At 59.1% G+C, this 14,415-nt stretch carries 10 protein-coding genes; 9 read left to right on the top strand and 1 reads right to left on the bottom strand.

Annotation, left to right across the window (positions count from 1 at the left end; all coding sequences use genetic code 11):
- Positions 1–307: 307 nt before the first annotated feature.
- Positions 308–505 (bottom strand): ribbon-helix-helix domain-containing protein, encoded by a 198-nt coding sequence (locus tag F599_RS0106470; RefSeq protein WP_019542711.1) that lies wholly within the window; start codon positions 503–505, stop codon positions 308–310.
- A 291-nt stretch (positions 506–796) separates the two neighbouring features.
- On the opposite strand from F599_RS0106470, the gene F599_RS0106465 reads away from it, so the two are divergent.
- The 9 genes from F599_RS0106465 (at position 797) to nudC (ending at position 14,366) form a co-directional block, all read left to right on the top strand.
- On the top strand, positions 797–1,144 hold the full coding sequence (locus F599_RS0106465; protein WP_019542710.1) for a TIGR02530 family flagellar biosynthesis protein: 348 nt from the start codon (positions 797–799) through the stop codon (positions 1,142–1,144).
- Between the two features lie 23 nt (positions 1,145–1,167).
- Positions 1,168–2,403, top strand: coding sequence for a flagellar hook protein FlgE (locus F599_RS15115; RefSeq protein ID WP_033369163.1), 1,236 nt, complete (start codon positions 1,168–1,170; stop codon positions 2,401–2,403).
- A gap of 199 nt (positions 2,404–2,602) precedes the next feature.
- On the top strand, positions 2,603–4,561 hold the full coding sequence (gene htpG, locus F599_RS0106455) for a molecular chaperone HtpG (protein ID WP_019542708.1): 1,959 nt from the start codon (positions 2,603–2,605) through the stop codon (positions 4,559–4,561).
- A 346-nt stretch (positions 4,562–4,907) separates the two neighbouring features.
- Positions 4,908–5,510 carry a cytidylate kinase-like family protein gene (locus F599_RS0106445; protein WP_019542706.1) on the top strand — a complete coding sequence of 201 codons (603 nt, stop codon included), beginning with the start codon at positions 4,908–4,910 and terminating at the stop codon, positions 5,508–5,510.
- Positions 5,511–5,537: 27 nt separating this feature from the next.
- Positions 5,538–6,959 carry a glycoside-pentoside-hexuronide (GPH):cation symporter gene (locus tag F599_RS0106440; RefSeq protein WP_019542705.1) on the top strand — a complete coding sequence of 474 codons (1,422 nt, stop codon included), beginning with the start codon at positions 5,538–5,540 and terminating at the stop codon, positions 6,957–6,959.
- Positions 6,960–7,126: 167 nt separating this feature from the next.
- On the top strand, positions 7,127–10,261 hold the full coding sequence (lacZ, locus tag F599_RS0106435; RefSeq protein ID WP_019542704.1) for a beta-galactosidase, LacZ type: 3,135 nt from the start codon (positions 7,127–7,129) through the stop codon (positions 10,259–10,261).
- A 195-nt stretch (positions 10,262–10,456) separates the two neighbouring features.
- On the top strand, positions 10,457–12,706 hold the full coding sequence (locus F599_RS0106430) for an alpha-galactosidase (RefSeq protein WP_019542703.1): 2,250 nt from the start codon (positions 10,457–10,459) through the stop codon (positions 12,704–12,706).
- A 180-nt stretch (positions 12,707–12,886) separates the two neighbouring features.
- Entirely contained in the window at positions 12,887–13,519 is a 633-nt protein-coding gene (locus F599_RS0106425; RefSeq protein WP_019542702.1) for a lactate utilization protein, read from the top strand.
- Between the two features lie 10 nt (positions 13,520–13,529).
- Positions 13,530–14,366 (top strand): NAD(+) diphosphatase, encoded by an 837-nt coding sequence (gene nudC, locus F599_RS0106420; RefSeq protein ID WP_019542701.1) that lies wholly within the window; start codon positions 13,530–13,532, stop codon positions 14,364–14,366.
- Positions 14,367–14,415 lie beyond the last annotated feature (49 nt).

Below are 14,415 nucleotides of genomic sequence, written 5' to 3'. Positions count from 1 at the left end.
CAAAAGGGCATGTCAACGTAGAGGCAGAAACCATCCTGCTGGCAATGGCACATAACATTTTTAAATTGCATTGCAAAATACAGGCACAGCGATTAGGCGTGCACCTCATCCAAGTTGTGGCAGCAGCCTGAAACAGAACAGTGCAAAAAACGAGGCGATCGGTGACCGCCTGTTTCTTGTACTGTTTTTTATGCCATGATTATCGCCAGTGTCAGATGACCGTGATTGAGGTCAAAGAAAACGGGGCTATCCGCACGAAAATGCTTTCGTGAGACAGCCCCTTTTTGCGTTGCTATTATTTTCCTACTTACGCGCGCTCGCCGGCGACCTCGCTGTGTTCCAAGGCGAAATCGAGCAGCATGCCGATGAGCTCGTTGCGCGTGCGCCCCGTCTCCTCAGCGAGTTCGTTGATGTGGTCGAACGTATCGACTTTGATGCGGACGGAGAAAACGCGGTAGCCATCATCGCCGCGTAATTTTTTTGTGATGACGAGCTTGTTATTCATATCGATCACCTCATCATGCAGAAATGGTTGATGCATGGAAGCTTTGCAGATATATGCAAGCTTTGTTGCATCAACTTTATTTTATTGAAATAAACAACTATATGATATATTCGTGACATGTTAAGAATTATAATATAAACAAAAATTATATTACGTAATATGTGTCTGAAATAAAATTTAAGTAATACGGTGGATAATTCGATATAGAAATTGAACATATAGTATGTTATAAAATATGTTATACAAGGAGGCACGGGGACGATTCGTGTTTCCAGAAAGGAGGCGACCGGTATGGAGCCGGGAAAGCGGCAAGGACGCGCCGGGCAGGGAAGCGCAAACGGCATACGACAGGGAGCGTCGCCTCAGGAGCGAGCGGACGGACAGGAGGTCCGTTTCTCCGCACATGCAGCAGCGCGCATTGAGAAACGCGGCGTGAAGCTATCGCCAAACGATCTCACGCGCCTCGGTCGCGCGGTCGACAGGATGCAGGAGAAGGGCGTCCGGGATGCCCTCATCTACATCAACCATGCCGTGGCGCTCATCGTGAGCGTCGCGAACCGCACGGTCGTCACGGCCGTCGATGAAGCAAGCGCGAAGGAAAATATCTTCACGAACATCGACAGTGCAGCTATTCTTTGAAGAGACAGGAGCAGTGATACCATATGATGCGTTCCCTTTTTTCCGGTGTATCCGGTCTGAAATCCCATCAGACCCGCATGGATGTCATCGGCAATAATATTTCCAATGTCAACACGGTCGGTTTTAAGTCGAGCCGCACGACATTCGCGGAGACGCTGAATCAGACGCTGACAGGGGCGAGTGCTCCGGACGACCCGACAACCGGTGGTACGAATCCTAAGCAGATCGGTCTGGGGACAGGCGTGGCGAGCATTGATATGATTTTTACAGACGGTTCGGTACAGTCTACAGGAAAGAATACAGACCTGTGTTTGTCAGGAAATGGACTGTTCATCGTAAGACAGGGAGATAATACATACTATACGCGTGATGGTGCGTTCGAGTTTGATGCTGCCGGCAACTACGTCTTGCCAGGAAGCGGCTTGTATGTACAGGGATGGGAACGGGATGCAAATGGCAATATCGATACAGGAACAGCGCCTACGGATATTGTCGTGCCCAGCGGGCAGACTATTGATGCCAGGGAATCGACATCTGCGACGTTTTCAGGGAATCTGAATGCGGAATCGTTGCCTGGGACGGCGCTGACATCGACGATTTCTGTCTATGCATCCCAAGGACAGCATTATAGCGTGCCGGTCGTGTTCACGAAAACGGGAACGAATACCTGGTCTTATAAGGTTCCTTCGTGGCAAGCGCCTGATGGTACGACTGCAAAACTCGATGGTACAGTAACCTTTGACAAGGATGGAAAATATTCCAGTGGCGGCACTTCTAAGATGACGGTTACTCTTGCCAATACAGATGGATCGAAAACGCCGATTACATTGGATCTTGCCGCCACAGATTTGACGCAATATGCCGCGGAAAGCACGCTCCATGTGCAGCAGGATGGATATTCTTCAGGGACACTGGTGAGCATCTCCATTGATAACCAAGGAATTATCACGGGCACCTATTCCAATGGTGTCAAGCGGCAAGAGGCGCGTGTCGCCATCGCGCAGTTTGCGAATGCGGCTGGTCTGACGAAAACTGGCAACAATCTTTATCAGACATCCAATAACTCAGGTCAGCCTTCTATCGGTACGAATTCCGCGCTGGGCGTCACAATCACGCCGTCGGCGCTTGAGATGAGCAACACAGACATTGCCAATGAATTTGCCGATATGATCATCACGCAGCGCGGCTTCCAGTCGAACTCGAAGATCATCACGGTTGGCGATGAGATGCTCGAGACGCTCATCAATATGAAGCGGTAAGCGATGAAATAACTGGATAGCGCGAAGCAGAAAGAGCAAGAAGTCTGGTGAGTATCACCATTTGACTTTTTGCTCTTTCTTTGTTATAGTAAGGAAGATGATTGGCACTCGATGCGTGAGAGTGCTAATAAGGAGAAATTTATTCCAGATAGGAGCCGTGGCAGAGCCTGCGGCACTATAGAGAAAGGCTGACGACAGAATGGCAAAAGAGACGCATGAATTTCAAGCGGAGACGAAACAGCTCCTCGATTTGATGATTCACAGCATTTATACGAATCACGAGATTTTCCTGCGGGAGCTCATCTCGAATGCTTCCGACGCCATTGACAAGGCGCATTTCGAGAGCCTTACGAACCGCGATCTGCTCGAGGGGGACGATGCGTTCGAGATCTTCCTCGTGCCGGATAAGGAGAGCCATACGCTCTCAATTTCCGATAATGGCATCGGTATGAACAAGGAAGAACTCATCGAGAACATCGGCACGATCGCAAAATCTGGCACGAAGGCGTTCCTCGAACAGCTCAAGAAAGCGAAGGAGAGCGGCGAGAGCGTCGACGACAAGGAGATGATCGGGCAGTTCGGCGTCGGCTTCTACTCGGCGTTCATGGTAGCGGACAAGGTGACCATCGTGACGCGCAAGGCGGGCGAAAAGCAGGCCTGGAAATGGGAGTCGGCGGCCGACGGCAACTACACGATCGAGGAGACGGAGAAGGAGAAGCGCGGCACGACCATCACGATCTCTCTCGCCAAGGAATTCGCGGGCGACGCGGCGGAGGAGGACTTCACGGATCAGTATAAGATCGAGAGCCTCGTGAAGAAATACTCCGACTATGTGCGCTATCCGATCAAGATGAATTTCGAGACGGAGGAGATCCCGAAGGACAAGGACGGCAAGCCTATCAAGGACGCGAAGCCGGAGAAGAAGACGGAGATTCGCACGCTGAACTCGATGGAGCCGCTCTGGACGAAGAACAAGGCCGACATCAAGAAGGAAGCGTACAACGAGTTCTTCAAGAACCAGTTCCACGAGTGGGAGGATCCGATGGAGGTCTTCCATACGAAGGCGGAGGGCTCGGTCTCCTATACGGCGCTGCTCTGCATCCCGGCGCACGCGCCGTTCAACCTCTATCAGCAGGATTATGAGCCGGGACTGCAGCTTTACAGCCGCCATGTGTTCATCATGGACAAGTGCAAGGATCTGCTGCCGGACTACCTGCGCTTCATGAAAGGCCTCGTCGACTCGCCGGATCTCTCGCTCAACATCTCGCGCGAGCTGCTGCAGCAGAGCCGTGAGCTCAAGGTCATCGGCCGCGCGCTCGAGAAGAACATCCTCAAGGCGCTCGGGCGCAAGCTCAAGAGCAACCGCGAGGACTACGAGAAGTTCTGGAACGAGTTCGGCAAATCCCTCAAGATCGGCGTCTACAACAGCATGTACTCCGGAAGCTCCGACACGCGTGAGAAGCTCCAGGATCTCCTGCTCTTCCTGAGTTCGAAGGAGGGCAAGCTCGTGACGCTCAAGGAGTATGTCGAGCGCATGCCGGAGAGCCAGAAGAAGATCTACTATGCGACGGCGAAAGACAAGGAGACCATCGAGAACCTGCCGCAGATGGAGACGCTGCGCGACAAGGGCATTGAGGTGCTCTATCTCCTCGATCCGGTCGACGAGTTCTGCCTCGAGACGCTGCACGCCTACGAGGAGAAGCCGTTCCACTCCATCAGCCGCGGCGACCTCGACCTCGATGATGCCGAGAGCCAGGAGGTCAAAAAAGAGACGGAGGAGCTGCAGAAGGACAACGGCGATCTCATGAAGGACATCAAGGAAGCCCTCGGCGACAAGGTCGCGGACGTCAAGGTGTCCTCGCGCCTCAAGTCGAGCGCTGTCTGCCTCGTCGCGGATGAGGCGGGTCCGTCGCTCTCGATGGAGCAGGCATTCTCTGATATGAAGAACCCGCTCTTCAAGGCGAAACGCATCCTCGAGATCAATCCGCACCACGAGCTCTTCGGCCGCCTGAAGGCGTTGCATGACGCGGGCAAGGACAGCCAGGAGTTCAAGGATTACTGCGGCCTGCTCTACACGCAGGCGCTGCTCATCGAGGGCATCCTGCCGGAGAATCCTGTGGAGTTTGCGAACAAGGTCGCTGAGCTCATGGCGAAATAACAGGAAATCCCCTACGACGCAGGAACTGCGGTATTCATCCTGTTTTTGCGGAAGAAGAGAAAAGTAAGAGAGCTGGAAGCGCATTTCTGCGCTCTCCAGCTCTCTTTTTTGACGTAATGAGGAGGAAGTCCATGCGTTTAATAAAAAAACAGAAAAAATACTTGCAATTCCAGAATCGCTACGCTATAATAACAAACGTAAGGAAAACGTTTTCAGAAACGGAGATACCGGAGGGGAATGAGAAAGACCGAGCGTCTCCGACTTATCTAGGAAAGATGGCAGGTGCACTGGAGAGAAAAAAGGAAAGCGTTTACAGAACAGGCTTTCCGCATGGAGGATATCACAAATGAGTGAAAATTTTGTTCTTTCTATCAGCCGTCAGTATGGCTGTGGCGGCCGCGAACTCGCTGGAATCCTCGCGAAGAAGCTCGGCGTCAAGCTCTATGACCGGCAGATCGTCCACATCGCGGCAGCGAAGCTCGGCATCAATGACCTCAGCGAAGAGGAGCTGCTCGAGATGGAGAAGGAGGTCAAGCCGCTCTCGATGAATTTCATCCCGTTCCACTCCTTCGGCACGCACATGGGGGAGTCGAGCCGCGGCATGTTCATGTCAGAGTCGGCGGCAATCCGGAAACTCGTCGCGGACGGCTCCTGCGTGATCCTCGGCCGCTGCGCGGACTATGTACTGCGCGACTATCCGCATCATTTCGCGCTCTTTGTCTGTGCGGATGACGCGTTCCGCGAGGCGCGCGGCAAGACGGTCTATGACGGCAAGAGCCTCAAGGAGCTCGACGCTGAGAACGCGAAGCGCGCTCGCTACTACAACTACTATACGGGCCGCACGTGGGGCGACGGCAGGAACTACGATCTCGTCGTGAACACGAGCAAGGAGCCGCTCGAGAAGATCGCAGATGCCATCGTTTCCTATATCAAGACCGTCCGGGCCTGATTGTGTTTCATAGGGGGATATCGAATCATGTCAAACAGCAGGGGAAAGGTTTGGCCGCGCATCGCTTACGCATGCGGCACGTTCGGCCATGATGTGTTTTACGCGATGCTCGCAACGTATTTCATGATTTTCGTCACGAGCAACCTCTTCAACTCCGGCAACGCGAGTCATGACCAGTATATGATCGGCATTGTCACGACGATCATCCTCGTCCTGCGCATCGCGGAGCTTTTTGTCGATCCGTTCATCGGCAATATCATCGACAAGACGAAGACGCGCTGGGGGCGCTTCAAGCCCTGGGTGCTCGTCGGCGCCTTTGTCGCTGCCATCACGCTCGCGCTGCTCTTCACGGATTTTTGCGGGCTGACGGTCTCGAATCCGACACTTTATCTGATTCTTTTCGCAATCGTTTACTTTGTCATGGATATCTTTTACAGCGCGAAGGATGTCGCCATCTGGTCGATGATTCCGGCGCTTTCGTTTGACTCTCATGAGCGTGAGATCACGGCGACGGTCGCGCGTATCGGCTCGGTGTTCGGCGCGAATCTCGTGACGGTCATCGTCATGCCGGTCGTGCTCTATTTCTCCGTCAATCAGAACGGCGGTGCGGGCGATCCGACGGGCTGGTTCGCGTTTGCCTGCATCGGCGGCGGCATCGCAACGCTCGGCGCCATCATCCTCGGCATCGGCACGAAGGAACAGGACTCGGCGCTGCGCGAGAACAAGACGGATACCTCGGCGAAGGATGTGTTCAAGGTTCTCACGAAGAACGACCAGCTGCTCTGGACGGCCATCGCCTATCTCGTCTACGGCATCGGCATCAACATCGTCAATAACTTCAACCTCTATTATTTCATCTATGTCATCGGCGACGCTACGAAGTTCTCCGGACTCGGTGTCATCAACACGGTCATCGGCCTGCTCGCCGTCGCGGCGTTCCCAGTGCTCACGACGAAGTTCAGCCGCCGCAAGCTCTTCTTCGCCTCGATTGCCATCATGGTCGTAGCGCTTGTGATCTACGCGCTGAGCGGCACGAACGTCTATATGGCGCTCTTTGGCGCCGGCCTTTTCGCGCTGCCGCAGCCGCTGATCTTCCTCGTCGTGCTCATGACGATCACGGACTCCGTCGAGTATGGCCAGCTCAAGCTCGGTCACCGCGATGAGGCGGTCTGCCTCTGCGTGCGTCCGCTCGTCGATAAATTCGCGGGCGCTGTCTCGAGCGGCATCATCGGCCTCGTCGCCATCTGGGTCGGCATGACGGGCGGTGCGTCGTCTGCTGGCATCACGCCGGAGAATCTGTTCCATTTCCAGCTCGTGATGTTCGCCGCGCCGATTGTGCTCATGGTCATCGCGACCTTCCTCTATCGCGCGAAGGTCACGCTGACGGAGGCGGAGCACGCGCGGATCGTCGCGAAGCTCGAGGAGACCTGGGATAAGATCAATAAGTAATAGGAAGTTTGCGAGGGCTGTCCCATCAGCGTGATGAGACGGCCCTTTTTGAAAAAGCGTTTTGAAAAAGCGCTGACGGCGGCCGCGATTGCTGCGCGGCAGGTTGGTGTTCTGCGGCTCTGCCCGTGGCTGCCGGAAAGCTGGAGAAGAGAAGTCGGAGGTACATCATGGAGAAATCGTTCGATTGGGGAAAGTTGCGGGAGCCGACGTTTTTCGCTGAGCACCGCCTGCCCGCGCACAGCGATCACCGCTGCTACCGGAATGAGGCGGAGCTCGCGCGCGGGGAGAGCTCGTACTCCCTGCGGCTCGACGGCGTTTGGTATTTCCACTATGCGAGGAATCTGGCGCTGCGCCCGGAGGGCTTCGAGGCGCCGGCGTACGACTGCCGCGGCTGGGAGACGATCCGCGTGCCCGCGCACTGGCAGCTCGAGGGACACGGGCGCCCGCAGTACACGAACATGACGTATCCCTGGGACGGGCACGAGCGTGTGACGCCGGGGGAGATCCCGACGCGGGAGAATCCGGTCGGCTCTTATGTGCGCTATTTCACGCTGCCCGAGGGCTGGCAGGGGAAGCGCGTGCGCGTGACATTCGAGGGGGCGGAGTCAGCGCTCGTCGTCTATCTGAACGGGCGGTACATCGGTTACAGCGAGGATTCGTTCACGCCGGCGTCGTTCGATATCACGGAGCAGCTCACGGCGGGGGAGAACAAGCTCGCTGTTTCGGTCGTACGCTTCTCGAGCGGGAGCTGGCTGGAGGATCAGGATTTCTGGCGGTTCGGTGGGCTGTTCCGCTCGGTGCGGCTCGAGACGCAGCCCGCGCAGCACATCGAGGATCTCTTCGTCCATGCTGTGCCCGTGCATGACTATCGTGACGGGCAGCTGCGCGTCACGCTGCGCTGGTCGTCGGCGGCGGCGCGGCAGGTAGAGCTCGCGCTCTACGACGCGGCGGGTGCACTCGTGGCGCAGGCGGGCGAGACGCAGGAGGGTGAGCGGACGGAGCTCGCGCTCGAGGTTCCCGGCGTGCATCTCTGGAGCGCGGAGCGGCCATACCTCTATCGCGCGCTGCTCACGGTGCGTGACGCGGCGGGGCGCGTGCAGGAGGTTGTGCCGCAGCAGGTCGGGTTCCGCGAGTTCTGCCTCGCGGGCGGGCTCATGAAGCTCAACGGCAAGCGCATTGTGTTTAAGGGCGTGAACCGCCATGAGTTCGACTGCGACCGTGGGCGCGCGATCGACCCCGCATCTATCGAGCGCGACATCATCGAGATGAAGCGGCAGAACATCAATGCGGTGCGCACGTCGCACTACCCGAACAACAGCCGCCTCTACGAGCTCGCGGACCGCTACGGGCTCTACGTCATCGATGAGACGAATCTCGAGACGCACGGTACCTGGCAGAAGAACGGCGTGCACGTGCCGTCGGAGGGCGTGCTGCCGGACAGCCACGAGGAGTGGCAGGCGGCGGTGCTCGACCGCGCGCGCTCGATGCTCGCGCGCGACAAGAACCATCCCTCCATTCTCATCTGGTCGTGCGGCAACGAGTCGTGCGGCGGCAGGGATATCTACGAGATGAGCGAATTCTTCCACAGGGAGGACCCGAGCCGCCTCGTGCACTACGAGAGCATTTTCTGGGATCGCAGCTATCCGGCGACGAGCGACATGGAGAGCCAGATGTATACGAAGGTCGCGGATATCCGCGCGTTCCTTGCGGAGCATCCGGAAAAGCCTTTCATTTGCTGTGAATACTCGCACGCGATGGGCAACAGCCTCGGCGGCATGCACAAGTATACGGATCTCGCGGACGAGGAACCGCGCTACCAGGGCGGTTTCCTCTGGGATTTCGTTGACCAGGCGCTTTGGCGGCGTGACAGGTACGGACGCGACAGCTACGCCTATGGCGGCGATTTCGGTGACCGCCCCTGCGACTACAATTTCAGCGGCGACGGCATCCTCTTTGCCGACCGCTCACTCTCGCCGAAGCTGCAGGCGGTGAAGTTCAACTACCAGGATTTCCGCCTGACGCCATCGCAGACATCCGTGACCATCGAGAACAAGAGCCTCTTCACGGATGCGGCGGAGTATGCGCTGCGCATCTCGCTGCTGCGGGACGGGACGCTAGTATATGAGACGCAGTGCGCCGTGCCCTCCATCTCGCCGGGTAGCAAAGGCGAGGTGCCGCTCGCACTGCCCGCCTGCGGCGCGGGCGAGTACGCGCTCACGGCCTCGCTCTGCCTGCATGCGCGCACGCTTTGGGCGGAGGCTGGCTACGAGGTCGCGTTCGGCCAGGCGGTCTATGAGGAACAGGAGGCGCAGGGCACGCGGCAGGACTGGCTCGCCGCACCTGCCGCGCGCTATGAGGCGGGGCAGCTGCTCGCAGCCGTGCGGCCGCTCCATATCGTGAAGACGGACATCTGCGTCGGCGTCTCAGGCGATGGCTTTGAGGTGCTCTTCTCGAGCGCGGCAGGGAATCTCGTCTCCTATCAATACGACGGCGTCGAGCTCATCGACGGCATGCCGCGCCCGAGTTTCTGGCGCGCGCCGGTCGATAACGACTACGGCAGCCGCCGCGATTTCCTCACGGCGCAGTGGAAGCTCGCGAGCCTCTATCAGCGCTGCGAGCGCGTGGAGCTGCGCGAGCCGGGCAAGGACTGGCAGACGTACCATTGGTTCGGCAGCGACGGCACGGCGGAGTATGACGCGGCGCCGGGCGAGACGATCTCCGTGCGCTTCACTTATGCGCTCGCGACGTCGCCGCAGACGTCGTGCCGCGTGACGTATACGGTGCACGCGGGCGGGCGCGTCGAGGTCGCGCTCGACTATGAGCGTACGGACGGTCTCCCAGAGCTGCCGGATTTCGCCGTCGTGCTGCCGCTTTCCGCGGACTATGACCGCGTCTCCTTCTACGGGCTCGGGCCCGCGGAGACTTATGCCGACCGCGTGCGCGGCGCGCGGCTCGGCCGCTACGAGGGATGCGTGTGCGACGAGGTCGCGCCGTATCTCGTGCCGCAGGCGTGCGGCAATCACATGGGCGTGCGCTATCTCGCGGTTACGGATCGCCGCGGGCGCGGGCTCAAGGTGTTCGGGGCGCAGCCGTTCGAGGCGTCAGCGCTGCCGTATACGGAGCACGAACTCGAGAATGCACGCCACCAGTATGAGCTGCCGCAGGTGCAGCATACCTATCTGCGCGCCTCGCTCGGCTCTTGCGGCGTTGGCGGCGATGACAGCTGGGGCGCGCCGGTGCTTGAGGAGTACACTGTGAAGAACGAGAGTAGGCGGTTCGTCTTTTCGTTCTGCGGGATTTAAGGAGCCGCTGATTAAATGAGTGCTCTGGATTTACGCGGATGCGCTGTATCTCCCTAGGAGACAAACCGGAGGCGTAGCGGGCTACGCTGAGGATTTATCGACGACGGGAGGACAACGCAAACGCGTGAAGACGGAGTGCCGAATTAATCAGTGGTTCCTTAAGAAAGCGCTGATTAATGAAAGGAGTAGATGGCCATGATTTCATTTGACGAGCAGCAGGTATTTCACCTGAAGAACAACCGTTTCAGCTATGTGTTTTCTGTCGCGCGCGGGCGCTATCTTCTGCACCGCTACTGGGGACGACCGCTGCGCGCATTCCGCGGCAGCGCGGAGCTCCCGGCTCTCGACCGCGCGTTTTCGCCGCAGCCGGAGGACTATGAGAACGACCGCACGTTCTCGCTCGATGTGCTGCCGCAGGAGTTCTCCCAGCAGGGGCACGGGGATTTCCGCATCCCGTCGCTCGGCGTCGTGCTCCCTGACGGGACGGACGTCATCGACCTCTTCTACGATGGGTACCGCATCCTGCGCGGCAAGCCGGGCCTTCAAGGCCTGCCTGCGCTCTACGCGCAGGAGGACGAGGCGGAGACGCTTGAGGTCACGTTGCGTGATCCGCGCGGGCGCCTCGCGGCAGTGCTCTCCTATACCGTCTTTGCGGGAGACGGCGTGCTCACGCGTTCCGTGCGGTTCGAAAATACTGGCAAGGAGCCGCTGCAGCTCAAGCAGGCCGCGAGCCTTTGCGTCGATTTCCCCGACCATGCGTTCGACCGGCTGAGCCTCTACGGCGGCCATGCGGCGGAGCGCAGCCTCGAGCGCTGCCGCCTCCTGCGCGGCATCGAGGAGACGGCGAGCACGCGCGGCGCGAGCTCGCACCAGCAGTCGCCGTTCCTCGCGCTCGCGCGCCCCGAGACGGGAGAGCTGGCCGGGGAGGTCTATGCGTTCAGCCTGATTTACAGCGGCAGCTTCTCGATGAAGACGGAGGTGGAGCAGTTCGGCACGACGCGCGTCGTCGCGGGGCTGAACCCGGCGGATTTCTCCTGGCAGCTCGCGCCGGGAGAGACGTTCCAGACGCCGGAAGTCGTCTGTGTCTACGCGGCGGATGGGCTGAACGGGATGTCGCAGGCATTCCATGCGGCGTATCGCAAGCATCTCCTGCGCGGCAAATACCGCCACGCGGTGCGCCCCATCCTCGTCAACAACTGGGAGGCGACGTATTTCGACTTCGACGACGAGAAGATGGACGCGCTCGCTGCGTGCGCGGCGGATCTCGGCATCGAGCTCCTCGTGCTCGACGACGGCTGGTTCGGCCATAGGAACGACGACAATACCTCGCTCGGCGACTGGACGGTCAATCGGGAAAAGCTCAAGGGCGGCATCGAGGGCGTCGCGGCCTCGGCGCACCGGCGCGGGCTGAAGTTCGGCCTTTGGTTCGAGCCGGAGATGGTCTCGAAGGACAGCGCGCTCTACCGTGCGCATGCCGACTGGGTGCTGCGCGCGCCGGACGCTCCGATGTCTTTCGGCCGTCATCAGCTCGTGCTTGACCTCTCGCGGCCAGAGGTACAGGACTACATCGTGGCGTGCGTCTCAAAGATTCTCGAGACGGGCGTCGTCGACTATGTGAAATGGGACTTCAACCGACATCTTACCGAGGCCTTTTCCGCCGGACGCGCGCCGGAACGCCAGGGGGAGACGAAGCATCGCTATGTGCTCGGTCTTTACGCGGTGCTCGAGCGCATCACACAGGCGTTTCCCGACGTTCTGTTCGAGAGCTGCTCCGGAGGCGGCGGGCGCTTCGATGCCGCGATGCTTTACTACATGCCGCAGACGTGGACGAGCGACGACACGGACGCCATCTGCCGCCAGGCCATCCAGACGGGGACGAGCTACGTCTTCCCGCCGCTCACGATGGGCGCGCACGTTTCCGTCGTGCCGAACCATCAGGTCGGCCGCGTGACTCCGATGCAGACGCGCGCGTTCACCGCGATGATGGGCTGCTACGGCTACGAGCTCGACATCACGCAGCTCAGCGAGGAGGAAAAGCAGGAGGTGCGCGCGCAGGTCGCCCTCTACAAGCGCCTGCGTCCGACGCTCCAGCTCGGCACGTTCACGCGTCTGCTCACGCCGTTTGACGGCACGAAGAACGAGACGGCATGGATGTTCACGTCCGAGGATGCGCGGGAGGTCGCGGTGTTCTACTTCAAGACGCTCGCGGAGCCAGCGACGCCGATCCGCCGCCTGCGCCTCGCGGGACTCGATTCTGACGCGCGTTATACGTTCCGCGAATACTACCCGGCGAAGACGCTTTCGCACGATTTCCTCGGCATGGCGCGCCAGTCGCTCGTGGGCAAAACGTTCTACGGCGACGAGCTCATGCAGGAAGGCATCAATGTCGAGAAAATCGACGCGGACTTCACTGCGTATCTCTGGGTGCTTGAGAAAGAGGAATGAGTATCGGCTGCGCGCTTGCCTTTTGACGCGCTACGGCCTTGGTGATATACTTTTGGCTAATGGGAATCGCTGTCTTCTCACGTCGTCCCAGAGCTGCGCAGAAGCGCAGATGGGGTTTGTGGGGAGGCAGCTTTTTTTTGAGAGTCGCTGGCGCAGTGATTCTTTATGGAGGCGATATTTATGAACGAAAATCTTTTTAAACGCAATGAACTCCTCGCGGAAAAAACGATCAAGGGACTTGCCTCTCGCAACATGACGGGCTACTATGCGGCGACGAAGGAGGAGGCGCTTTCGCGGGCGCTTTCGCTGATTCCGGAGAAGAGCTTGGTCACGATGGGCGGTGGCATGAGCGTCCATGAAATCGGGCTCGTAGACGCGCTCAAGGCGGGGACCTATGACTTCCTCGACCGCGACGAGGCCGCGGACAAGCGCGCGGCGATGCTCGCTGCCTATGACGCGGACTTCTATCTCGCGAGCTGCAACGCACTGACGGACGACGGCATCCTCATCAACATCGACGGCAACGCGAATCGCGTCTCCGCCATCGCGCAGGGGCCGCGCAAGGTGCTTTTCATCGTGGGCATCAACAAGATCTGTCCCGACCTCGACAGCGCGATGAAGCGCGCGCGCAACGTCGCGGCGCCCGCGAACATCCAGCGCTTCGCGAGCCTCAACCCACCCTGCAAGAAAGCGGGCCGCTGCTTTGACTGCAAGTCGCCGGATACGATCTGCTGCCAGTTCCTCATCACGCGCTACTCGATGCATAAGGATCGCATCCATGTGATCCTCGTGAACGACGCGCTCGGCTTCTGAGGAGGGTGTCATGATTCAGGATATCGCACCGCATCGCCTGTACAACACGTGGCAGCCGGACAAGCACGCGCAGCCAGAGGATTTCGTCATCTGCGTGCAGGATGGCCGCCTGCTCGTCGAGGAGGCGGCGGACGGGCTGCATTTCCCGCGTCGGCGCAGTCTGCCGACGTCATTGGAGGAAAGGTTCCTCTTCTCTTTGGATGACGCAGACTTCTACCTCACATTCGCACCTGTCGCCGCGGGGGAGGGACGTCGCTTCTGCACGCTGCGCGAACTGCGCCGCCGCATGAGCGAGGCGCATGCGTTCATGTATGTGGCGTACACGGCCTATCATCTCGCGGCCTGGTATGCGGACAACCGTTTTTGCGGGCGCTGCGGCGCGCGCACGGAGCACGATGAGGCGGAGCGGGCGCTGCGCTGCACGGGTTGCGGCCGCGTCATTTACCCGCAGCTCGTACCGGCGGTCATCGTCGGCGTCATCGACGGCGACCGTATCCTGCTCACGAAATACGCGAACCGGCAGATGAGCTTCTACGCGCTCATCGCGGGCTTCACGGAGATCGGCGAAACGCTCGAGGAATGCGTCGCGCGCGAGGTCATGGAGGAGGTCGGCCTGCGTGTCAAGAACCTCCGCTACTACAAGTCGCAACCCTGGGGCAGCGCGCGCGACATCCTCATGGGCTTCTACTGCGATGTGGACGGTGCGACCGACATCCGTCTGCAGGAGGATGAGCTCAAGGAGGGTATCTGGGTGCGGCGCGAGGACATCGAAGGGCAGAGCGATGACTTCAGCCTCACGCACGAGATGATGATGGTATTCAAGGAGGGGCGGGAGCCGAAGGCTTAGCCGTCATGATTTTCACGTAAGGAACCGCTGAATTAATCAGTGGTTCCAC

Origin of the sequence: Selenomonas bovis DSM 23594, from assembly GCF_000381005.1 — a bacterium.
Classification (GTDB): Bacteria; Bacillota; Negativicutes; order Selenomonadales; family Selenomonadaceae; genus Selenomonas_C; species Selenomonas_C bovis.
This window is presented reverse-complemented; position numbering and strand designations above follow the sequence as displayed.

Coding starts and splice junctions, on each gene's coding strand:
- F599_RS0106465 (WP_019542710.1), top strand. CDS start 797: ATGGAGCCGGGAAAGCGGCAAGGACGCGCCGGGCAGGGAAGCGCAAAC.
- F599_RS0106430 (WP_019542703.1), top strand. CDS start 10,457: ATGATTTCATTTGACGAGCAGCAGGTATTTCACCTGAAGAACAACCGT.
- F599_RS15115 (WP_033369163.1), top strand. CDS start 1,168: ATGATGCGTTCCCTTTTTTCCGGTGTATCCGGTCTGAAATCCCATCAG.
- F599_RS0106445 (WP_019542706.1), top strand. CDS start 4,908: ATGAGTGAAAATTTTGTTCTTTCTATCAGCCGTCAGTATGGCTGTGGC.
- F599_RS0106440 (WP_019542705.1), top strand. CDS start 5,538: ATGTCAAACAGCAGGGGAAAGGTTTGGCCGCGCATCGCTTACGCATGC.
- F599_RS0106425 (WP_019542702.1), top strand. CDS start 12,887: ATGAACGAAAATCTTTTTAAACGCAATGAACTCCTCGCGGAAAAAACG.
- htpG (WP_019542708.1), top strand. CDS start 2,603: ATGGCAAAAGAGACGCATGAATTTCAAGCGGAGACGAAACAGCTCCTC.
- F599_RS0106470 (WP_019542711.1), bottom strand. CDS start 505: ATGAATAACAAGCTCGTCATCACAAAAAAATTACGCGGCGATGATGGC.
- lacZ (WP_019542704.1), top strand. CDS start 7,127: ATGGAGAAATCGTTCGATTGGGGAAAGTTGCGGGAGCCGACGTTTTTC.
- nudC (WP_019542701.1), top strand. CDS start 13,530: ATGATTCAGGATATCGCACCGCATCGCCTGTACAACACGTGGCAGCCG.